The organism is Tenacibaculum sp. SSH1-16 (assembly GCF_040104435.1).
Classification (GTDB): domain Bacteria; phylum Bacteroidota; class Bacteroidia; order Flavobacteriales; family Flavobacteriaceae; genus Polaribacter; species Polaribacter mesophilus.
The window spans coordinates 208,102-230,713 of the sequence record NZ_JBECOV010000004.1 but is presented as its reverse complement, the minus strand read 5'-3'; the positions used below and the strand labels follow the sequence as shown (position 1 = coordinate 230,713).

Annotated in this window: 20 protein-coding genes; 15 read left to right on the top strand and 5 right to left on the bottom strand. The window is 30.7% G+C overall.

Annotation, left to right across the window (positions count from 1 at the left end):
• Positions 1 to 15: 15 nt before the first annotated feature.
• The 3 genes from secA to ABMY20_RS07810 all read left to right on the top strand — a co-directional run bounded on the left by secA (position 16) and on the right by ABMY20_RS07810 (position 5,517).
• The gene (secA, locus tag ABMY20_RS07820) at positions 16 to 3,366 is read left to right on the top strand and encodes a preprotein translocase subunit SecA (protein WP_349265021.1); all 3,351 of its coding nucleotides are present in this window, start codon (positions 16 to 18) and stop codon (positions 3,364 to 3,366) included.
• Positions 3,367 to 3,532: 166 nt separating this feature from the next.
• On the top strand, positions 3,533 to 4,405 hold the full coding sequence (locus tag ABMY20_RS07815; protein ID WP_349265020.1) for a UDP-2,3-diacylglucosamine diphosphatase: 873 nt from the start codon (positions 3,533 to 3,535) through the stop codon (positions 4,403 to 4,405).
• Between the two features lie 95 nt (positions 4,406 to 4,500).
• Complete coding sequence (locus ABMY20_RS07810) at positions 4,501 to 5,517, top strand: glycosyltransferase family protein (protein WP_349265019.1); 1,017 nt, start codon at positions 4,501 to 4,503, stop codon at positions 5,515 to 5,517.
• Here the strand turns inward: ABMY20_RS07810 and ABMY20_RS07805 are convergent.
• The gene (locus ABMY20_RS07805; RefSeq protein WP_349265018.1) at positions 5,504 to 6,169 is read right to left on the bottom strand and encodes a uracil-DNA glycosylase; all 666 of its coding nucleotides are present in this window, start codon (positions 6,167 to 6,169) and stop codon (positions 5,504 to 5,506) included. The two genes, ABMY20_RS07810 and ABMY20_RS07805, sit on opposite strands and share 14 nt — an antisense overlap.
• A gap of 37 nt (positions 6,170 to 6,206) precedes the next feature.
• Between ABMY20_RS07805 and ABMY20_RS07800 the strand changes: the two genes are divergently transcribed.
• Entirely contained in the window at positions 6,207 to 8,414 is a 2,208-nt protein-coding gene (locus tag ABMY20_RS07800; protein ID WP_349265017.1) for a DNA mismatch repair protein MutS, read from the top strand.
• 104 nt (positions 8,415 to 8,518) lie between these two features.
• Here ABMY20_RS07800 and hutH read toward each other — a convergent pair whose 3' ends face one another.
• Entirely contained in the window at positions 8,519 to 10,024 is a 1,506-nt protein-coding gene (gene hutH, locus ABMY20_RS07795) for a histidine ammonia-lyase (RefSeq protein WP_349265016.1), read from the bottom strand.
• Positions 10,025 to 10,193: 169 nt separating this feature from the next.
• On the opposite strand from hutH, the gene ABMY20_RS07790 reads away from it, so the two are divergent.
• Complete coding sequence (locus ABMY20_RS07790) at positions 10,194 to 11,588, top strand: TlpA disulfide reductase family protein (protein ID WP_159615440.1); 1,395 nt, start codon at positions 10,194 to 10,196, stop codon at positions 11,586 to 11,588.
• A 64-nt stretch (positions 11,589 to 11,652) separates the two neighbouring features.
• On the opposite strand, the gene ABMY20_RS07785 is transcribed toward ABMY20_RS07790, so the two are convergent.
• From ABMY20_RS07785 to ABMY20_RS07775, 3 genes are read right to left on the bottom strand one after another with little or no spacing between them, the layout of a single operon-like run.
• A complete protein-coding gene (locus tag ABMY20_RS07785) occupies positions 11,653 to 12,453 on the bottom strand; it encodes a TIGR00266 family protein (protein ID WP_047789456.1) in 801 nt (266 codons plus the stop codon).
• A gap of 34 nt (positions 12,454 to 12,487) precedes the next feature.
• A complete protein-coding gene (gene blaOXA, locus ABMY20_RS07780) occupies positions 12,488 to 13,345 on the bottom strand; it encodes a class D beta-lactamase (RefSeq protein ID WP_349265015.1) in 858 nt (285 codons plus the stop codon).
• Between the two features lie 7 nt (positions 13,346 to 13,352).
• A complete protein-coding gene (locus ABMY20_RS07775) occupies positions 13,353 to 13,829 on the bottom strand; it encodes a DUF4442 domain-containing protein (protein ID WP_349265014.1) in 477 nt (158 codons plus the stop codon).
• Between the two features lie 133 nt (positions 13,830 to 13,962).
• On the opposite strand from ABMY20_RS07775, the gene ABMY20_RS07770 reads away from it, so the two are divergent.
• The 10 genes from ABMY20_RS07770 (at position 13,963) to ABMY20_RS07725 (ending at position 22,484) form a co-directional block, all read left to right on the top strand.
• The gene (locus tag ABMY20_RS07770; protein ID WP_349265013.1) at positions 13,963 to 14,391 is read left to right on the top strand and encodes a DUF4870 domain-containing protein; all 429 of its coding nucleotides are present in this window, start codon (positions 13,963 to 13,965) and stop codon (positions 14,389 to 14,391) included.
• A 17-nt stretch (positions 14,392 to 14,408) separates the two neighbouring features.
• Positions 14,409 to 14,753 (top strand): PadR family transcriptional regulator, encoded by a 345-nt coding sequence (locus ABMY20_RS07765; protein WP_047789417.1) that lies wholly within the window; start codon positions 14,409 to 14,411, stop codon positions 14,751 to 14,753.
• Positions 14,746 to 16,719 (top strand): PspC domain-containing protein, encoded by a 1,974-nt coding sequence (locus ABMY20_RS07760; RefSeq protein WP_349265012.1) that lies wholly within the window; start codon positions 14,746 to 14,748, stop codon positions 16,717 to 16,719. Before ABMY20_RS07765 ends, ABMY20_RS07760 begins: the two co-directional genes overlap by 8 nt.
• 19 nt (positions 16,720 to 16,738) lie before the next feature.
• The gene (locus tag ABMY20_RS07755; RefSeq protein ID WP_239178894.1) at positions 16,739 to 17,245 is read left to right on the top strand and encodes a nuclear transport factor 2 family protein; all 507 of its coding nucleotides are present in this window, start codon (positions 16,739 to 16,741) and stop codon (positions 17,243 to 17,245) included.
• 168 nt (positions 17,246 to 17,413) lie between these two features.
• Positions 17,414 to 18,874, top strand: a complete 1,461-nt coding sequence (locus ABMY20_RS07750; RefSeq protein WP_159490841.1) for a potassium/proton antiporter — start codon at positions 17,414 to 17,416, stop codon at positions 18,872 to 18,874.
• Positions 18,875 to 18,918: 44 nt separating this feature from the next.
• Complete coding sequence (locus ABMY20_RS07745; RefSeq protein WP_047789415.1) at positions 18,919 to 19,290, top strand: hypothetical protein; 372 nt, start codon at positions 18,919 to 18,921, stop codon at positions 19,288 to 19,290.
• A 100-nt stretch (positions 19,291 to 19,390) separates the two neighbouring features.
• A complete protein-coding gene (locus tag ABMY20_RS07740; RefSeq protein ID WP_349265011.1) occupies positions 19,391 to 19,855 on the top strand; it encodes a hypothetical protein in 465 nt (154 codons plus the stop codon).
• A 210-nt stretch (positions 19,856 to 20,065) separates the two neighbouring features.
• Positions 20,066 to 20,467 (top strand): hypothetical protein, encoded by a 402-nt coding sequence (locus ABMY20_RS07735; protein WP_349265010.1) that lies wholly within the window; start codon positions 20,066 to 20,068, stop codon positions 20,465 to 20,467.
• A 52-nt stretch (positions 20,468 to 20,519) separates the two neighbouring features.
• Positions 20,520 to 21,488 (top strand): hypothetical protein, encoded by a 969-nt coding sequence (locus ABMY20_RS07730; RefSeq protein ID WP_349265009.1) that lies wholly within the window; start codon positions 20,520 to 20,522, stop codon positions 21,486 to 21,488.
• Between the two features lie 171 nt (positions 21,489 to 21,659).
• Positions 21,660 to 22,484, top strand: a complete 825-nt coding sequence (locus ABMY20_RS07725) for an alpha/beta hydrolase-fold protein (protein ID WP_159616058.1) — start codon at positions 21,660 to 21,662, stop codon at positions 22,482 to 22,484.
• The last annotated feature ends 128 nt before the right edge of the window (positions 22,485 to 22,612 follow it).

Below are 22,612 nucleotides of genomic sequence, written 5' to 3'. Positions count from 1 at the left end.
AACAATATTTTACAAATGAGCGTTTTAAATTCGATTATAAAACTATTTGTTGGAGACAAACAACAAAAGGACCTAAAATCACTACAACCGATCGTTGAAAAAGTACGATCTTTTGAAAATTCATTAAACAGTTTATCAAATGATGAATTACGGGCAAAAACAATCGAATTTAAATCGAAAATTAAAGATGCTACCAAATTTTTTAACGATAAAATAGCTGAGCTTGAGGAAGAAGCTAAAAAAGCAGACATCGATCGTCAAGAAGAAATCTATACTGAAATTGATAAATTAAAAGACGAAGCTTACGAAGCATCTGAAGCTGTTTTATTAGATATTATGCCAGAGGCCTTTGCTGTTGTGAAAGAAACAGCAAAACGTTTTGCTAACAATACTGAATTAGAAGTAACTGCCACTCCTTTTGATAGAGAATTATCAGCTACTAGAGAACACATTACTTTAGAAGATGACAAAGCTTTTTGGGCTAACTCATGGGACGCTGCTGGTAAAGAAGTAATTTGGGACATGATTCACTACGATGTACAATTAATTGGTGGATCTGTATTACACCAAGGTAAAATTGCCGAAATGATGACAGGGGAAGGTAAAACCTTAGTTTCTACACTTCCAGTATACTTAAATGCTTTAACTGGTAACGGAGTTCATGTTGTTACTGTAAACGACTACTTAGCAAAACGTGACCGTGCGTGGATGGCTCCTATTTTTGAGTTCCACGGCTTAAGTACTGACTGTATTGATTTCCACCAACCAAATTCTGAAGCACGTAGAGAAGCTTATAATGCTGATATTACTTACGGAACTAACAATGAGTTTGGTTTCGACTACTTGCGTGATAACATGGCTAACTCTAAAAAAGACTTAGTACAACGTGCACCAAACTATGCTATTATTGATGAGGTGGATTCTGTTTTAATTGATGACGCTCGTACTCCGTTAATTATTTCTGGTCCTGTGCCACAAGGAGACAATCATGAATTTAATGAATTAAAGCCTCTAGTTGCCGATTTAGTTTCTATTCAAAATAAATACTTAGTAGGTGTTTTAGCTGAAGCTAAACGTTTAATTAAAGAAGGAGACACTAAAGAAGGTGGTTTCTTATTATTAAGAGTTTACAGAGGTCTTCCAAAAAACAAAGCCTTAATTAAGTTTTTATCTCAAGAAGGAGTTAAACAAATTCTTCAAAAAACTGAAAACTTTTACATGCAAGACAACAACAAGCTAATGCCTGAAGTTGATGCAGAATTATGGTTTACTATTGAAGAAAAGAACAATCAAATTGATTTAACTGATAAAGGTATTGCACACCTTTCTGATATCACAAAAAATGAAACGTTCTTCGTTTTACCAGATATTAGTGTAAAAGTTGGTCAAATAGATAAAAGCGATGCTACTCCAGAAGAGAAAGCTGATCAAAAAGAAGAATTATACCGTGAGTTTAGTGTGAAGAGTGAGCGCATTCATACCATGAACCAACTTTTAAAAGCCTACACGGTTTTTGAAAAAGACGTGGAGTATGTGGTTATGGACAATAAGGTAATGATTGTAGATGAGCAAACAGGTCGTATTATGGACGGTCGTCGTTACTCTGATGGGTTACACCAAGCCATTGAAGCTAAGGAGAATGTAAAAATTGAAGACGCTACGCAAACGTTTGCTACTGTTACTTTACAAAACTACTTTAGAATGTACCGTAAGTTATCTGGTATGACAGGTACAGCGATTACAGAAGCAGGTGAATTCTGGGAAATTTATAAACTAGATGTTGTTGAAATTCCTACAAATAAACCAATTCAAAGAGACGATAAACAAGATTTAGTTTATAAAACTACGCGTGAAAAATACAACGCAGTAATTGAAGACATTGTAAAATTAGTTGGAGAAGGAAGACCTGTATTAGTAGGTACTACCTCGGTTGAAATCTCTGAATTATTAGGAAGAATGTTACAAATTCGTAAAATTCCTCACAATATATTAAATGCAAAATTACACAAAAGAGAAGCTGATGTAGTTGCTGAAGCTGGTAAACCAGGAGTGGTAACCATTGCTACAAACATGGCTGGTCGTGGTACCGATATTAAATTATCTGACGAAGTTAAAGCAGCAGGTGGTTTAGCTATTATTGGTACAGAACGTCATGATTCTCGTCGTGTAGACCGTCAGTTACGAGGTCGTGCAGGACGTCAAGGAGATGTAGGTTCTTCTCAATTCTATGTAGCTTTAGACGATAACTTAATGCGTTTATTTGGTTCTGAAAGAATTGCGAAAATGATGGATAGAATGGGATTAAAAGAAGGTGAAGTAATTCAGCATTCTATGATTTCTAAATCTATTGAAAGAGCTCAGAAAAAAGTAGAAGAAAACAACTTTGGTATTCGTAAGCGTTTATTAGAGTATGATGATATTATGAACGCACAGCGTGAGTTTGTATACAAACGTCGTCGTCATGCTTTAGACGGAAAACGTTTACAAATTGACATCGCAAACATGATTTACGATACCTGTGATTCAATTGTAAGACAAAATAAGGGCGCTAAAGACTTCCAAAACTTTGAGTTCGAATTAATTCGTTTCTCTGCAATGACTTCTCCTTTTTCTGAGGAAGAATTCAATAAAACATCAGAGCAAGATTTAATTGACAAGCTATACAAAATAGTAACGGAACACTACAAAAGCGATGCGGAAAGAAATGCTGAAAATGCATTCCCAGTAATTAAAAATGTTTTTGAAAACGAAGGTGACCGTTACGAGCGTATTGTTGTTCCTTTTACAGATGGTTCTAAAACATTACAGGTAGTTACCAACTTAAAAGAAGCTTACGAAAGTGAAGGAAAATCATTAGTTAACGATTTTGAGAAAAACATCACTTTAGCGATTATTGATGAAAACTGGAAGGATCACTTACGTAAAATGGATGAGCTGAAACAAACCGTTCAAAATGCTACGTACGAGCAAAAAGATCCATTATTGGTTTATAAGTTTGAAGCTTTTGAGTTATTCCAAGAAACGATTGACAAAGTAAATAAAGAAGTTTTATCGTTCTTATTTAAAGGAAAACTACCTAGTCAAGAAGCTTCACAAGTATCTGAAGCTCGTGAACAACAACGTGAGCAATTAGATTTACGTAAAGATGAAGTTCAAAACTCAACACAGCAAGCTATTAGCAATGCACGTAACCAACAAACACAGGAACAACAGGTTGTAGAAACAGTTGTTCGTGAGCAACCAAAAATTGGTCGTAACGAAAAAGTTACCATCAAAAACGTAATGTCTGGTGAAGAAAAAGAAGTTAAGTACAAACAAGCTATTCCTTTATTAGAAAAAGGAGAATGGGTATTGTACAATAAGTAATCTTCAAACAAACTATATAAAAAGCTCGGTTTTTACCGAGCTTTTTACTTTTACATAACATTCACTACACTTTTTAGTAAAGATTTTATTACCAATAATTTATAATTACTTCACTTTTTAAAAACATTCGAAAAGTAACTTTGGTAAACATCGAAGTATACTTAGAATGAAAAAACACAAAAAACGTAAATTAGATATTGCTGTAATATCAGATGTGCATTTAGGAACTTTTGGTTGTAGAGCTACTGAACTTCATAACTACCTAAAAACCATCAATCCTAAAATATTAATCTTGAACGGAGATATTATTGATATTTGGCAATTTAACAAACGTTACTTTCCTAAACCACACATGAAAGTCATTAAGCAACTGATGAATTTCATCACTTCTGGAACAAAAGTGTATTACATCACAGGAAATCACGATGAAATGCTACGTAGGTTTAAAGGTTTTCGCTTAGGAAGCTTCGAAATCGTAAACAAAGTAGTGTTAGATATTGACGGTAAAAAAGGGTGGTTTTTTCATGGAGATGTTTTTGATGTTACCATGCAACATTCAAAATGGCTTGCTAAATTAGGAGGTAAAGGGTACGATTTTTTAATCCTAATAAATACCGCTGTTAACTGGTGTAGTCATAAATTAGGTTATGGTCGATTATCTTTTTCAAAAAAAATTAAAAACAGTGTAAAAAGCGCCATTAAATTCATTAATAATTTTGAAACAACTGCTGCAGACATTGCAATTGATGAGGGATATGACTATGTAGTATGCGGTCATATTCATCAACCAGAGATAAGATCCATAAAAACTGAAAAAGGAAGTACTGTATACTTAAATTCTGGTGATTGGATAGAAAACTTAACTGCTCTGGAATACAAAAACAAAACGTGGTCTTTATATGAATATGAAAAAGATGAGATCGCTAAAAATATTCATTTAGACTACTCTGTAAAAGATCTAGAGCTCATTAGTTCTGAACACAATAATAGTGAACTTTTTACAGAGCTCCTTAAAGAGTTTAACATTAAAACCCAATAATCATGAAGCTTATAATGGGCATTAAGTTAGGAAATGGTCAATACCTACTAAATAGGTAATTTTCTAAAAACAATCAATTATAAAAATTTAAAAAGATGAAAATATTATACGCTTTTCAAGGAACAGGAAACGGACATGCAAGTAGAGCCTTAGAGATAATCCCACATTTACAAAGACGTGGTGATGTTGACATATTGGTTAGCGGCTCACAATATGAAATAGAGCTTCCTTTCAACATAAAATATAAATTACATGGCTTAGGTTTTATTTTTGGTAAAAAAGGTGGAATTGATCTAATTAGCAGCTTAAAAGACTTAAGCCTTAACAAGGTTTACAAAGAAGTTAAAACATTACCTGTAAAAGAATATGATTTAGTTATTAACGATTTTGAACCTATCTCAGCTTGGGCATGTTTATTTAGAAATGTCCCCATTATTTCTTTGAGCAATCAAAATGCTTTGTTAAACGAAAAAAACTCTGCTTTTAAAAGGTTTAGGTTAGAGCGTTTGATTATTAAATACTATGCACCTGCAAAAAATAAATTCGGGTTTCACTTTAAAACTCATTCCTCTTCAACCTTCTTGCCTATTATTCGTAAGGAAATTCGCTATAGAAATATTACAAACAAAGGACATTACACAGTGTATTTACCTTCTTACAGTGATGAAAAAATAATCAAAGTACTTTCAAAAATAAAAGACATAAAGTGGCAAGTCTTTTCTAAGAAAACAAAAGAGCATCAATTCTTTCATAATATTACTATCCTACCAATTAACGACGATGCTTTTATTCGCAGTATGGCTTCAGCTAAAGGAATTATTTGTGGTGCAGGATTTGCAACACCTACTGAGGCTCTATATTTGCGAAAAAAACTATTGGTTATTCCTATGAAAAATCAATACGAACAACAATGCAATGCTGTTACGTTAAAAGAAATGGGGGTTACGGTTGTAAAAAAATTAAGTAAAAAGCAACTTCCTAAAATTGAAAAGTGGATTAACTCAAACAAAACTGTTGAAGTCCACTACCCTGATGTTACCGAAGATATGTTAGATGCAATTATTTTACCCTATTACAACAAAACTATTTTACCAGAAATTACCATTGAATAGTTGGTGAACCAATGCTTTGTAAAAAATCGTTGGTTTTAGAAAAATGTTTGTTGCCAAACCAATACCCACGATTGGCACTTAACGGTGATGGATGACCTGAGGTTAAAATATGATGCTTCTTTTTATCAATAAGCTTTGCTTTTTTCTTAGCAAAACCACCCCAAAGTAAAAACACTACATCTTCTTTTTCTTCAGATATTTTCTCAATTACAGCATCAGTAAATTGTTCCCAACCTTGTTTTTGATGGCTTCCCGCTTCTCCCGCTCTAACCGTTAAAGTAGCATTTAACAGTAATACTCCTTGTTTTGCCCAACGAGATAAATCACCACTTTTAGGGTATGGGATGTTTACATCTTTTTCTATTTCTTTAAAAATATTAATCAATGATGGAGGATGTGCAACACCGTCATGTACCGAAAAACACAATCCGTTAGCCTGCCCTACCCCGTGGTATGGATCTTGACCCAAAATCACTACTTTTAAATCATCTAACGAACAAAAATCAAACGCTGCGAAAATATCCGACCCTTTTGGGTAACACGTATGTTTTGAATATTCATTTTTAACAAAACTGGTAAGATTTTCAAAATACGGTTTCTCAAATTCTGATTGTAAAATATTTTTCCAGCTATCATTAATTTTTACTTGCATTGTTTGTTATTTTTGTCGTGGTTTCAAATATACTATTTTGACTAAAAACATTACAGAAAAAACACTTCAAGATTTAGAATTTACAACGGTTTTAGAACAAGTTGCAACACATTGTATCTCTAATTTAGGAAAAGAGAAAACAATGCAAATTCAACCTATTCCAAACAAAAGAAAATTATTTTTTGAGTTGAATATGGTAAATGAATATCTGTCTTCTTTTGAAAATGAAAATAGAATTCCTAATCATTATTTTGAAGATATTTCTGAAGAAATTAAGCGACTTGCTATAGAAAATAGTTTTTTAGAAACAGACGGTTTCTTAAAGGTTTCAGCTGTTTCAGAAACTGTGAATGAGCAAAAGAAGTTTTTAAAGAAGTTTCAAACCTACTACCCTACGTTATTTGCCCTGAGTGATGAAGTTGAGTTTACAACAGTAATTGTAGATAGTATAAAGAAAATAATTACTCCATACGGTGAGGTTGCCGATAATGCTTCTACTGCTTTAAAACATATACGTAAAGATATTGGGGCTGTTAGAGGTAAAATTTCAGAAAGTTTTTCTCGTGCCTTGAGTAAAAATATTTCGAGTGGTTATTTAGACGATATCAAAGAAACGGTAATTGATAACCAACGTGTGTTGGCTGTTTTAGCAATGCACAGACGTAAGGTTAAAGGAAGTTTATTAGGTTCATCTAAATCAGGGAACATTGTATATATCGCTCCTCAAGCTACGTTGGCTTACAGCAGAGAGTTACAAAACCTACTGTATGAAGAAAAACAAGAAGTTGTACGTATATTACGAGCTTTAGCTACTGAAATAAGACCTTATACTCCGTTACTAACTGAGTACGTTACTTTTTTAACACATTTAGATGTTGTAGGTGCCAAAGCAAAATATGCTAAAAGCATCAACGGGTTACTACCAAAAATCACCAAAGAGAAAAAAGTATTTTTAAAAAATGCGTTTCACCCTATTTTATGGCAAAAGAATAACGCTAAAAAAATTGAAACTATTCCACAGACTCTTCAGTTAAGTGAAGAACAACAAATTATTGTTATTTCAGGTCCGAATGCTGGTGGTAAAAGTATTACGTTAAAAACAATTGGCTTGTTACAAGTCATGTTACAAAGCGGATTGTTAATTCCTGTTCATGAACGTAGTGAAACTACACTTTTCAATACTATTTTGACTGATATTGGTGATAATCAATCTATCGAAAATCAATTGAGTACTTATAGTTATCGATTAAAAAACATGCGTTACTTTTTAAGAAAATGTAATGACAATACCTTGTTTTTAATTGATGAATTTGGTACAGGTTCTGATCCTGAATTAGGAGGTGCTTTGGCTGAAATTTTCTTAGAAGAGTTTTATGAAAAGAAAGCCTTCGGAATTATTACCACACATTATGCTAACCTAAAAGTATTAGCAGATGAATTAGATAATGTTACCAATGCCAATATGCAGTTTGATGAGCGTACTTTAGAGCCTTTATACAAATTGTATATAGGACAAGCAGGGAGTTCTTTTACGTTTGAAGTAGCACAGAAAAACGGAATTCCGTACAGCTTAATCAACCGTGCTAAAAAACGTGTAGAAACCGAAAAAGTTCGTTTAGATAAAACAATCTCAAAACTTCAAAAGGAACGAAATCGTTTACAAAAAACTTCTGAAAGTTTAAACAAACAAAAATCTAAAGGACAAGAGCATATTGAAAACCTACAAGAGAAAGAACTTAAAATACGTGAAAAACTAGAAGGTTTTCAAGAATTATATGACAACAACCAACGTATGTTATCTTTAGGAAGGAATATTAATGAAATGCTTAATAAATACTTCCAAACAAATAATAAAAAAGAACTTTCTGCTAGTTTTTTTAAATGGGCAATGGCAGAAAAGACCAAGTACATAAAGAAAAATCCACCTAAGAAGAAAACCAAAACAGAAAAGAAAGAAGAAAAAGTTGCTACACAAAAACAACAAGAAGCTATTAAAAAAGTAGAAAAAGAAGTACTTCAAAAAGTTGTAAAAGTTCGAGAAGAAAAGAAAAAAGAAGCCGAAAAAATTGCAAAAGAAAGAGCTGCCTATGTTTTTAAAGTAAATGACAGAGTTCGTTTAATTGACGGGAATGCTGTAGGAACTATTGACAAAATAGAAAAGAAAAAAGCTTTTATTAATTACGGGTTATTTACTACAGAAGCTAAAATAGAACAATTAGAATTAGTGGAACGTGCTAAAAAATGATTCATTGATAATACACAAAAAGTTCACATTAAAAAAAATAAGTAAACTAAAAAGCTCAAATTGTAAAAACAATTTGAGCTTTTTCACTAATCTCTATAGTTGTCTTAAAACAGTTCTTCTACTTCAATAATTAAATCATTAATGAAGTTTTCTGCTTTCTTAATATCATTATGTAGTACTCTGTCATCATTTACTAAAGGTACATCTTCTCTAAACATTCCTACAAAAGAAGATAAAAACTCAGAAGTATTCTCTTCTCTAAAAGAAAGCCCTTGAGAAGCATTCATTAACTCTATTGCTAGTACAGAACATACATTATCTACTACTTTTTTTGCTTTCACAGCTGCATTGGCTCCCATGCTTACATGATCTTCTTGTCCATTGCTAGACACAATAGAATCTACACTAGAAGGAGTACAAAACTGTTTATTTGCACTCACAATACTTGCAGCTGTATATTGTGGAATCATAAATCCACTATTTAAACCTGGGTTCGATACCAAAAAGTCAGGTAGCCCTCTTAAACCAGAAACTAATTGATAGGTTCTTCTTTCAGAAATATTTCCTAATTCTGCAACAGCAATTGCTAAATAATCTAAAGCTAGGGCTAGTGGCTGGCCATGGAAGTTTCCTCCTGAAACAATAATATCTTCATCAACAAATATGTTTGGGTTATCTGTTACTGAATTTATTTCTGTTATGAATGTTTTCTTTACAAACTCTAACGTGTCTTTTGTTGCTCCATGAACCTGAGGCATACATCTAAAAGAATAAGGGTCTTGTACGTGTTCTTTTGGTTGCTTGATTAATTCACTTCCTTCTAATACTTCTTTAATACGTTTAGCTGTAGCTAACTGTCCGTTATGTGGACGCACTAAATGAATCAACTCATTAAAAGGCTCAATTCTTCCATCAAAAGCTTCTAAAGAAATTGCACCAATAACATCTGCTAAATAAGAAAGTTTATAAGCCTTTAATAAATTATATACACCATATGCACTCATAAATTGAGTTCCATTTAACAATGCTAATCCTTCTTTAGACTGTAAATTAATTTTCTCCCAACCAAATTTTTCTTTTAAAACATCTCCTGAAACTCGTTCTCCTTCAACATACACTTCTCCTAATCCTATCAATGGTAAAGAAAGATGTGCTAATGGTGCTAAATCACCAGATGCTCCTAACGAACCTTGTGTATATACAACAGGTAAAATGTCTTTATTATAAAACTCAATCAAACGCTCAACAGTGGCCAACTGTACACCAGAATGACCATAACTTAATGATTGTATTTTAAGCAACAACATTAACTTTACAATTTTTTGAGGAACTTCATCTCCAGTTCCACAAGCATGACTCATTACTAAGTTTTCTTGAAGTTGTTGTAAATTATCTCCATTAATTTTGACGTTACATAACGAACCAAATCCTGTGTTAATTCCATAAATAGGATCGTTATGAGTTTTCATTTTCTCATCAAGGTAAGCACGACATTTTAATATCTTTTCTTTTGATTCTTCTGATAAAGAAAGTTTTTTATCTAGTAATACAATACTATGAATATCTTCTAAACCAAGTGGTTGGGAATTTATTATATGTGTAGTATTCATTTTAATATTTTTATAGTGTACAAATAACCAAAAAAAAGAGAAAACTTCAAGCTGATTTTTTATAAAAAATAGAACTAAGTTTAAATAAAATGTTAATTTCTTTGATAAAAAAGTTAAAAAAAGTAACTTCGGCGGCTTAAACACCGTTATTCTCACTAAACATTAAAGAATGAAAAAACTAGTACTTTTAGCCCTCATAGGAGTTACCATAATTTCATGTAAAAAGGAAGAAAAACCTGTTAAAGACTACTTGGTTTTAACTGGTAAAATTGATAACCTTAAAAAAAGAACTGTTACCTTGAATGGTTTTCAATTTGAAAAGAAAATAAAATTTGACAGAAAGACTGGTTCTTTTGTTGATACTCTTAAAATTGATAGAGAAGGCTATTATACCTTGGTTTACAATACAAAGCCTATTAAAGCTATCAACTTATATTTAACAAAGACAGATGATACAGGTATTGTATTTGATTACGACAACCCAGATTTTATTAATTTTGAAGGTGCTAACAAAAAAATAAATAGCTATCTTCATGAAAAACAAAAAACTTGGCCTGAAATACTTGTTAGTGCTAATCAATATTTTGCCTTAGAAGAAGGTGAGTTTTTAGCAAAAACTAATGAATATAAAGATGCTGTAACTGAAGCATCTATTTCTAAACAATTGCCTGCTGATTTCTTAAAAAAGGAAGTCAAAAATATTGACTATGAATGTTTAAGAAACCTTTATAATTATCAAGATTATCACAGAACATTAACAGGAAATAAAGACTTTACCGTTTCTGAAAATTTTCCTGATCCATTAGAGAATTTCAACTATAATGGTAACGATTATACAATTTCATACTTCTATAGAGTGATGTTAGAGACCGAGTTAAAAAATTTAGCTCGAGAAAATAATAAAGAAGGTGATGATTATTATTTAACTTATCTAGAAACTGTACAAACTGAGGTTACTGACTCAATCGCTAAAAACGATTTGTTATATAATAGTGCTCAAAATAGTATTACATATGCTAGTGATTTAAAAGAATTCTACAGAAAATTTATGGCGTATTCTACAAATGAAACACATAAAAAAGAGATTACTAAAGACTACGATCTTTTAAAAACAACAGCAAAAGGCCAACCTGCTCCTAAGTTTAAAGACTATGTAAACTATGATGGTGGCACAACTTCTTTAGATGATTTATTAGGCCACGGAAAGTACTTATACATTGATGTTTGGGCTACTTGGTGTGCTTATTGTAAAAGAGAAATTCCTTTATTAAAGCGATTAGAGCAAGAGTACCATGGTAAAAATATTGAGTTTGTAAGTATTAATGTTGATGCTAAAGGTAATGATGAAAAATGGAAAGAAACCATTCAAGATAGGGAGATGACTGGTATACAGCTAATGGCTGGAGATAGTCACTTAAATTTAGAATGGGCTCAAAACTTCTTAATTAAAGGTTTACCGAGATTTATCTTAATCGACCCTGACGGAAATATTGTAAGCCCTAACGCTCCAGCACCATCAGAAGGAGAACGTTTAATCAATATGTTTGAAGAATTAGGTATCTAATTTACCAATAAAATAAAAAAGACCGCTAATAAAAATTAGCGGTCTTTTTTATTTACTTATATTTCTAAAACCTATTATCTCCATCTAAAATATCTCCTAAACCTCCTAAAACACTTCCTTCTCCTCTATCACCTTTTCCAGTTTGTGGAGCCATAGCCAACACTCTACCTGCTAACCTACTAAATGGTAATGATTGGATATATACAGTTCCAGGACCTCTCAGCTTTGCAAAGAACAATCCTTCTCCTCCAAAAATGGTATTCTTTATACCTCCTACAAATTCAACATCATAATCAACGTCTTGAGTAAAACCAACAATACAGCCTGTATCTACTTTTAAAACTTCTCCTGGTTGTAATACCTTTTTTGCCATTGTACCACCTGCATGCACAAAGCCTATACCATCGCCTTCCATTTTTTGCATAATAAATCCTTCTCCTCCAAACAACCCTCTTCCTAAGCGTTTTGAAAACTCAATTCCGATAGATACCCCTTTAGCTGCACATAAAAAAGCATCTTTTTGACAAATAAACTTCCCTCCAAATTCTGTTAAATCAATTGGAATTATTTTTCCTGGATAAGGGGAAGCAAAAGAAACTTGTTTTTTTCCTTGACCATCATTGGTAAAAACCGTCATAAACAGGCTTTCACCTGTTAAGATTCGTTTTCCTGCAGAAAAAATTTTCCCTAACAATCCTTTTTCTTGATTTGAACCGTCTCCAAAAATTGTGTTCATTTTCACATCAGCATCCATCATCATAAAACTACCACTTTCAGCAACTACTCCTTCTTGCGGGTCTAATTCTATTTCTACATACTGCATTTCTTCTCCAAAAATGCGATAATCTATTTCGTGTGCATTCATAATTTTTTGTTTTTATATTTATAAGAAGAGTTTTTTACTGTTTTGTTACAAAAGATTCATTTTCGCTTAATACTTTTAACACTTTTAAAGCCTTAAAAGTCACTTCTTTTCTTTCTCTACTAAAAAACTTCATATCAAAATTCTTTTTTGGAACTACATTTGTAGCAAAGAAATAAGCATTTTTTTTAACTAAAACATAGCCTACAAACCAACCATTATTTTCTTCACCTCTTACTGACCAACCTGTTTTACCTCTCAATACATACTGATTGCTTTTATGCATTATCATCATACTTTTCATGATACTATCGGTACGCTCACTAATAAGTAACTCTGAATTATGTAATCGTTTTAAAAAGTCTATTTGCTGAAATTGATTAATCTTAGATTTACCTTGTAACCAGAAATTATCTAAAGTCATTTCATTTACATCCATTGAACCAAAATTCAACTTTGCTAAACTAGATTTCATTCTTTCAACTCCAATTTTTCTAGCTACCTCTTGGTAACATGGAACGCAAGAGTAGTGAAAAGCTTCTTTAAACGTTAAATCTTGCTCCCAAATCTTTAGATACCTAGATTCTCCGTTCCATTTAAAGATTGCGCTATCATTTTTTACGACTCCAACTTCTAAAGCAATGATAGAATTCGGAATTTTAAATGTTGACGCTGGTAAATTTCCAGTTTTACACCAATCAAAATTATTAGAATAATACACATCTTTATGCAAATCATAAACTAGTATAGCTCCTTCTAACTTTGCTATATCAAGTACCCCTTGAAACTGATTATTAACTAAAAACTTTGTTTCAACTTTCTCTTTTTTACTCTCTTCTTCACTCTTACAAGAAAATAGCAGTACTATAATTATAAAAATATAATTAAACCTCACCACAAAACTAATTTTTAACCTTTAAACTCCATTCATATTCAAATTTTGAAACAGAAACCTCTTCTTCGTTAAAACCTTCTGAAGTAACAGTTATTGTTTGCCCTTCACCTGTATCAATTGCTTTTTGTATTGTTTCTCTTATTAATTTACCATCGTTACATTCAAAACGTATTTTCCCTGTAGCCTTTTTAGTAAAAGTTCCATTCATATTAGTAACCAGCATAGAAATTTTTTTATTCGAAGCATCTATTTCTTTCATTACCAAAATACCTGTAGATAATTCTGATGCCATTCCTTGTACTGCCCAAAACATTGATTTAAATGGATTTTGATTTACCCATTTGTGGGTAACTTTAACCTCTGCTCTGTCGTTAGTAAGCGACTTTAATCGCACTCCAGTAAAAAAAGCTGAGGGTAACTTAAATAATAAAAAGGCATTAACTTTTCTTGGTGTAAACTTCATTTTTTCAGTATTTACAGGCAATGTACAGCTTTTTATTTAATTATATCGCTTCATTTAAATGTTAAATTTTGTTAATTTTTAGTACTATGTATTGCATAATACCTTTTAAAAGATATATATTTGCATTGTAAAGTATTATATAAATCATTTCACTATGCAACACAACAACCAAAATACCAATGCTTTTTTAATACATATTTCTGCTTTTGCAGGGTATTTATTTCCTTTAGGAAGTATTATCACCCCGCTTATATTATGGCAAACCTTAAAAGAGAGAATTCCTTTTTTAGATGAACATGGTAAAGAGGCCGTTAATTTTAACATCAGTTATAGTTTATACATTTTTATACTAGGCCTTTCTTTTATTCCTTTTTTCTTCGGAAGAATTTTCAACGGATTTGATGGTATAGATATCGACTTTGGTGGATACCATGGACACGGAGGATTGTTTGGTATTTTTGGATTCGCTTCTGTTGTAAGTATTGTCGCTCTTATTAAAGTAGCGCTGATAATTATAGCAGCCATGAAAGCTAATAAAGGTGAAATGTATAAATATCCACTTACAATAAAATTTATAAAATAACCCATAAACCGCATTACATGAAGATAGAAAACACAAAAGCACAAATGCGTAAGGGAGTTTTAGAGTACTGTATCTTATCTATTTTACAAAAAGGAGATGCATACACCTCTGAAATACTCTCAAATCTTAAAAGTGCTGAAATGATTGTGGTTGAAGGAACCATATATCCGTTACTTACCCGCTTAAAAAATGCAGGATTATTAAGTTACAGATGGGAAGAATCAACCTCTGGACCTCCAAGAAAATATTACGTACTCACAGAAAATGGCGGAATGTTCTTGAAAGAATTAGACAAAACATGGCATAATTTAGTAAACGCAGTAAACCAAGTAACAAGTACAAAATCAACTAAAGATGAATAAGACAATAAATATAAACCTGGGCGGATTTTTCTTCCACATAGATGAAACTGCCTATCAGAAATTAAAACGATACTTAGATGCCATCGCTCGTTCGTTAAGCGATGATCCGCAAGGAAAAAATGAAATTATAGCAGATATAGAAGCTCGTATTAGTGAGTTACTATCTGAAAGAATTACCGATGCTCGTCAAGTAGTAAATGAAAGTGATATTGAAGAAATTATTGCTATCATGGGGCAACCTGAAGACTATGCGGAAGCTGAAGAAGGGTATAGCGAAAATACTTCTTTCAACTATAAGAGAAATACTTCTAACAAAAAAATGTTTAGAGATGGTGATGACAAGTTTCTAGGAGGAGTATGTTCTGGACTTGGGCATTATTTTAATATCGATGTGGTTTGGATTCGTTTAGCTTTCCTTATTTTAACATTAGCAGGATTTGGTTTTGGAATTATAGGATATATCATTTTATGGGTTATCCTTCCAGAAGCGAAAACTACTTCAGAAAAGTTACAGATGGAGGGTGAAGCTGTAAATATTGACAATATTGAAAAAAAAATTCGTAATGAGTTTGAAAACCTTTCTTCAAAGGTAAAGGAAGGCGCCCATGATTTATCGGATAAAATTTCAAATGCTGATTATCAAAAACTACGTAACCAAACTAAATCTGGTTTTCAGGATTTCATAGACACTATGGGTAAAATTTTACTAGCCGTATTCAAAGTGTTTGGTAAATTCATGGGCGTTTTATTAATATTTATCGCTGGTATTACAATCATTTCATTGCTACTAACCTTATTTTCTGTAGGAAGCTTAGAAATCTTAAATTTTGATGGAGACATGATTCACTACCCTCCTTTCTTTTATGATTCGGCTATGCCTAAATGGTTATTGATGACATTTGTATTTTTCTTAATAGGAATTCCTTTTGCTGTCCTATTTATTTTAGGATTACGAATTTTATCTCCTAATGTTAAAAGACTTGGTATTGCAACAGTTTTAACATTATTCGGGCTTTGGTTAGTATCTTTATTAGCAATCGGATTCTCTGGTATTGAATATTTTACCACACATGCTTACGATGGTGCACATGTTTCAAAACATAGTATCACCTACAATCAAGAAGAGCCTTTAAAAATACGAGTAGTAAACGATGATAATATTTACTATCAACATAGTTTGCGTAATAGAGATAATTCAGTATCTGTTCATGTAAATGATAAAGAAATGAAATACTCTAACGATATAAATATCGATGTCCGTAAGAGTGAAACTGGTAATGCTTATATAGAAATAAAGAAAACTTCTGAAGGAAGAAAGCGAAATGATGCCAACAGTAATGCAGAAGCTATTCAGTACAACTTTAAAACAGCAAACAATACTATTGTTTTTGATGCCTTTTTTATTAGCGAATACAAGAACATGTGGAAAGATGAAGAAATTGATGCTGTTTTATACATTCCTGAAGGAACAACTATATACTTTGAAGGTTCGTCTCGTAACTTTTTAGATGATGTAAAAAACGTCCAAAATGTATACGACCGTGATATGGCCAACCATCATTTTAAAATGACTTCTAAAGGCTTTAACTGTTTAGATTGTGATGAAGAAGATATTAATAATGAAGATTCTGACGATTGGGATTCTGATAATGATGATGAGGTAAGCTTCTTATTTGACAGCACAATTAATAATACAAAAGCTGAATTTATTATCTCAAAGAAAACTACTGAAAGTGAACTTAACAAATTAATCAACTGGTTTAAAGATCGTAAAAACATAGATATTGATATTGTTAGCGCTAAATTTAATAATGATAAAACAATTGATAATCTAGTTTTAGGAATTGATTGTAACGACGGATATGTAGGTAGTATTAAAGTTTCAAACAGTACATTAGATACTGTATCAAAAGGATTCCGTAGACTGTATAATGAAGAAGGAGCTTTAAGCTTTAAAACTTGGTAAATACATAAACTGGAAAACTATGAATGATTTATTTGACTTCTTCTTTAAGGGTAACTTTTTTATGAAAATAGTTACACTTCTATACACACTTTTACTTTCATGGGTAATGAATGGACAAGTACAAGAAATTCCTAACTACAAACCTGTTGATATTGATCTACACAATCAAATTGTAAAAATGGATAGTATATTCTTTAACGCTTATAATACTTGTGACATGAAAACACAAGCAGGTATTTTAAGTGATGATATTGAATTCTTTCATGACAAGGGTGGTTTATCTACCTCTAAAAATGAAATCATAGCTGCCACTAAAAAAAATATTTGCGGTAAGGTTACTCGTACCTTGATAAAGGGTAGCATTGAAGTATACCCTATTAATAAGTATGGAGCCGTTCAAATAGGTTATCATAAGTTTTTTAATAATAGAGAACCTAACGCTAAATCTATTCCTAGCAAGTTTATTGCTATCTGGAAAAAAGAACATGAAAAGTGGTTAATGACAAAAATTATTAGCCTGCATTAAAAATATAGTTGACACTAACAACATTAGTTCATTGGTTAGCTAACTCCGATGACACTAATACTTGGTTTTATTAGTTAAGCCAAAGCTGTACAGCTTTGGCTTTTTCTTTGCATGAATCTCACTTATTAAAATACTAAAACCTATATCTTTGTTTAAAACATTCCTTGTATGAATTTAACCATTGAGAACATTTTATTAATAGGGTCTTTATTACTTTTAATAAGTATTATTGTAGGAAAAACATCTTATAAATTTGGAGTTCCTACTCTACTCCTTTTTTTAAGTATCGGAATGCTTGCAGGCTCTGATGGTATTGGAGGTATTATTTTTGACGACCCAAAAGCCGCACAATTTATAGGAATTGTTTCTTTAAATTTTATTCTATTTTCTGGTGGTTTAGATACAAATTGGAAAGCTGTTAAACCTATACTTAAAGAAGGGTTAGCACTTTCTACTTTAGGAGTATTGCTTACCGCTGTTTCCTTAGGACTATTTGTTTGGAATGTTACCAACTTTACGATATATGAAAGCTTATTATTAGGTGCTATTGTTTCTTCTACCGATGCTGCAGCTGTATTCTCTATTTTACGCTCTAAAAACTTAGCATTAAGAGAAAACTTGCGCCCTACTTTGGAGCTAGAAAGTGGTAGTAACGACCCCATGGCTTACGTATTAACTATAGCTTTTTTAACACTAGTTATTCATCAAGATCAAAGCTTAACTTCTATAATACCTTTATTTTTACAGCAAATGATATTTGGTGCTATTGCTGGTTTTTTGTTTGGTATGCTTAGCAAAAAAATAATAAACTCAATAAAACTTGATTTTGAAGGGTTGTATCCTGTTTTGGTTATTGCACTTATGTTTATTACTTTTTCTTTCACTGATTTTATAGGTGGTAATGGCTTTTTAGCTATTTATATTTGTGCTGTTTATTTAGGAAATCAAAACTTAATTCATAAAAAAACTATTTTAAAAATGTTTGATGGATTAGCTTGGTTAATGCAAATAGTACTGTTCTTAACCTTAGGACTACTTGTTTTTCCTTCACAAATTGTTCCTTATATTGGTATTGGACTTATTATTTCACTCTTCTTAATTTTTATTGCTCGACCTGTAGGAGTTTTTATTAGTTTACTTTTTTTTAAAATGAAATTAAGGAGGCGTTTTTATATTTCATGGGTTGGCCTACGTGGGGCCGTTCCTATAGTATTTGCTACCTACCCTCTTTTAGCTGGTATAGATAAAGCTAATATTATTTTTAATATCGTATTTTTTATATCAGTTACTTCTATTATAATACAAGGTACAACACTTAGTATTGTTGCAAAATGGTTAAACGTTGCTTTACCTGAAGAAACAAAAAAATTAAGTGCCACAGATATGTTGTTAGAAGAAAATCCAAAAGCTTTAATGCAAGAAATTATAATTACAGAATCATGCAAATCGGCAAATAAAAAAATTGTTGAATTAAACTTTCCTAAAAACGCTATTATAGCCATGATAAAAAGAGATGGTAACTATATTACTCCTAATGGTTCAACTACAATAAATAATGCTGATATTTTAATTGTTCTTGCTGATAAAAAAAGTGTTTTTAAAGAAGTTAATGAAAGTCTTAAAAATTAACTTTTTATGAGTTTTAGTATTATTTAATAAAGTAACTTTGCAGTATGAATAAGGTTTTGAAATTTCTAAGTCTACTTTTTATTACAACGGTATATTTTACCGCTATTGGGTATACTCAAGAAGAGCAATCTTTTTCTAATAAGTTACGCAAACCTAATTCTGCTCTTAAAGAATATAAACAAAAGCTTTCTTCTAAGGGGTTACAGCACACTACAGAATCAGAAAATCTTACCAATCACTTTAACAACCTTCCTTCTACTAATGTAAAAAACACATTCTCAGAAGCAGGCATCAATTTTAAATCTGTTGAATTATTTTTCAACAGAAAATATATTCAATACATTTCTTTATCAAGAAATACTATAGTAAACTATAGAAAATCTGATTTAATATTTCCTTTTCATTACCATTGGTGATTTTTTTGAACTTTAATATTCAACTAATCAATTTTATCATAAAAAATATACTCTTAACTAATAATTAATTAAGAGTAAAACCCAATTTAATTAAAAATAAATGGATTTAGGAACCATAATCATTGGTGCTATACTATTAGTTATATGTATAGCTCCTTTTATACTTGTACGTAAAAAACAATTAACAAAAAAGAAGAAAAAACTTCAAATACTAAATAATATTTCTCTAGAATATAACTGTAATATAGAAGAATATGAATTTTGTAATGATTTTGTTTTAGGAATTGACAAATCTAAAAACTATCTTTTCTATTTTAAACAATCTGAAGAAAACATACAAAAAAAAGTCATAAATCTACAAACAATTGAAGAATGTATTGTTATTAAAAAAACACGAAGCATAAACGATAGAACAATTGAATTAATAAAGTTGAATTTTATAAAAGATAATGAAACTACTTCAATTATTATTTATGATGAAAAAAAAGACCTGTTAATTAGCAACGAATTACTAGTGGCAAATAAATGGGCTCTTCTAATTAATAGTAGTTTAAAAAAACAATAAGCTTTAATATATAATCTAAGCCTTAGAATTACTTAAGGCTTAGATTTTTATTAAACTCTTTTTATACTTGCCTAACATTTTTTTTATGAATATTTTCGACAAAAATTATAGTTATAAATTAACTGCTATGTAAATACAAAAAGAATAAAGTGATTACCAAAAAAGTTTCTTCGTTCTTTCTATTATACAAACAACATTAAATAAGTGAATATGGGAAAAATTAAAATTGAAAGCACTGTTGGTGCTAAAATTTATGCTAATGAAAAAGAACTAGGTTTAATAAAAAAAGAAAACAAAGAATATGTAGTAGAAAACGGCAGGTATGAAATCTATGCCAAAGCGTCTTGGTGTGGTAGTCAAAAAATAAATATAAATGTTACCGATGATAAAACCATCACCTTAACTCTTAACAGTTTTAAATACGAGGGAATTATAAGAACAGTTATGATGTTACTTGTTACTTTATTTATGTTTTCAAAAAGTCTCATTTTTTTAATTCTTGCAGGAATTATTATTCTATATCCTTTATACTATATTTCTTTTGGAAAAGATAATTACTTAGAATTAAATGAGAAGCATGAAAACAACCTAGTTAATACACAAAACATTTAATTTTTACTTTAACAAACCACAACTTGTTTAATTAATACACCTATAAAAAGCTATGAACTACAAAATAATAAAACTACTCTTTGACCCAAGAGAAACGATTAATAAAAAAGAATTTTTATTTGGAATAATAATTTTATTCATTTTAGCCTTCTCTCTAGTTATTAATTTTATCACAAATATCAGTATCACAGCATTTATAAGCCATAAAGGAGTTCAAAAATTAGCTACATATCAAATTATACAGCCATTTACTATCCCTTATTTGCCTATTAACTTTATACTTTTTTACAGTTCTATTATTCTAGCAATTAAAAGAGTTAAAGACCTTAATTCTAAAGTATGGGTAGGTGTACTAACCGGAATATTCATCTTTCTTTTTTTTGATGTTACTTTCTTAAAAACAACTACTAGCACAGGAACACTTTCTAATTTATTAGGAGTAGAAATAAATAATGAAGTAAAAAATTATCATCTATTTAATATGGGGATTTATATACTTTTAGGAGTAAGTTCCATATTCATTCTTTCGATTCTAAAAGGGACAAAACACTATGTAAAAGATGTTTACAATAAAGGAAGATTAACCATCTTTCAATTTATTAATCAATTAGGTTTTTTACTTATTATCATTTTTGTCTTGTCTATACTTTTTATTACTCTTTTTGGTATCGCTAGTAATAACAATACTCTTAATCTCCTTAATCGAAACATGTTTTGGCAATCAATTATTCTTGGTTTTACTGGTCTTTTAATTATTATGTGGTATTTAAAACTGGTTTACATGAGATTAAAAAACACTACTTTTTCTTTCTTGAACTATTTTTTATGTTTTATAGTTTATATTATAAGTTTAGCCTCTTTAATTGTAATAACATATAAAGTTGATAATTTAAATTACATAAATACATATCAAACTTTTTTCTCGCTTATTAATATAGCATTTTCATTTATAAACCTTTCTTTATTTTTGTTAGACATAGACTCGAAACCACTAGTGCTTGGTATTAAAAAACACAATTAATTAAACAGTTCTTCTGAAATTTTTAAATTATTTAAAATAAAACATCTCTATACATGCAAGCTTAAATGCAATAATTCATTTTCCTAATTTAAGTAAAACTAGAGACTTTTTTTATAAAAAATCTGAAAAAAGTATTCTATATTTACTTAAATATCAAAAAGTCATGAAATAATGCATAAAATTTCGGTACTTACCACTATACTTATAACTATCGCTAGTTTTGCTCAAAAAATCCCTAAAAAAATTAATGAAAGTGATTTTTCTATTGGAAAAACTGTTCAAATAAAATCGGCTATTTTAAAAGAGGACAGAACATTAAATATTTATTTCCCTGCTAGCTACAACACCAATAACTCAAAAAAATATCCGGTCATTTATTTACTTGATGGCTCAAAAAATGAGGATTTTATTCACATTGCTGGAATTGTTCAATTTGGTTCTTTCCCATGGATAAATATGCTCCCTGAAGCTATTGTTGTTGGTATTGGAAATGTAGATAGAAAAAGAGATTTCACTTACCCTTCTACTCTTGAAATCGATCAAAAAGAGTTTCCTACTTCTGGGAAATCTAAGCAGTTTATTCAGTTTCTACAAAAAGAACTGTTACCCTTTATTAATGCCAACTACAGAGTCACTAATAACAAAACACTAATCGGACAATCACTTGGAGGGCTTTTAGCTACAGAAGTTTTATTTAAAACTCCCAACCTTTTTAACAACTACATAATTGTAAGCCCTAGTCTTTGGTGGGATGCTGAAAAACTTTTGACCTTCACACCAGTAAAGTATACCACTAAGAAGAACATTTACATTGCAGTTGGTAAAGAAGGCCCAATTATGGAAAGAACTGCCAAAGAACTATACAACAAGCTACTTGATAAAGCAACTGAAAATTCAAAACTTCACTTTGATTTTTTAGAAGATAAAACTCATGGAGATGCTTTACATGAAGCTGTATACAATGCTTTTGAAAAAATATTTAAATCAGATATATAAACCATTTTAAATAACAAACTACCTTTTGTAAATTCTTCTTAAAATTCAACAGGAACTCCATCTATGAAAACAATTATTCTCTATTATTCTTAAGATAGTAAAGCTTTTAAGTTTGTTGTTTAGAATAT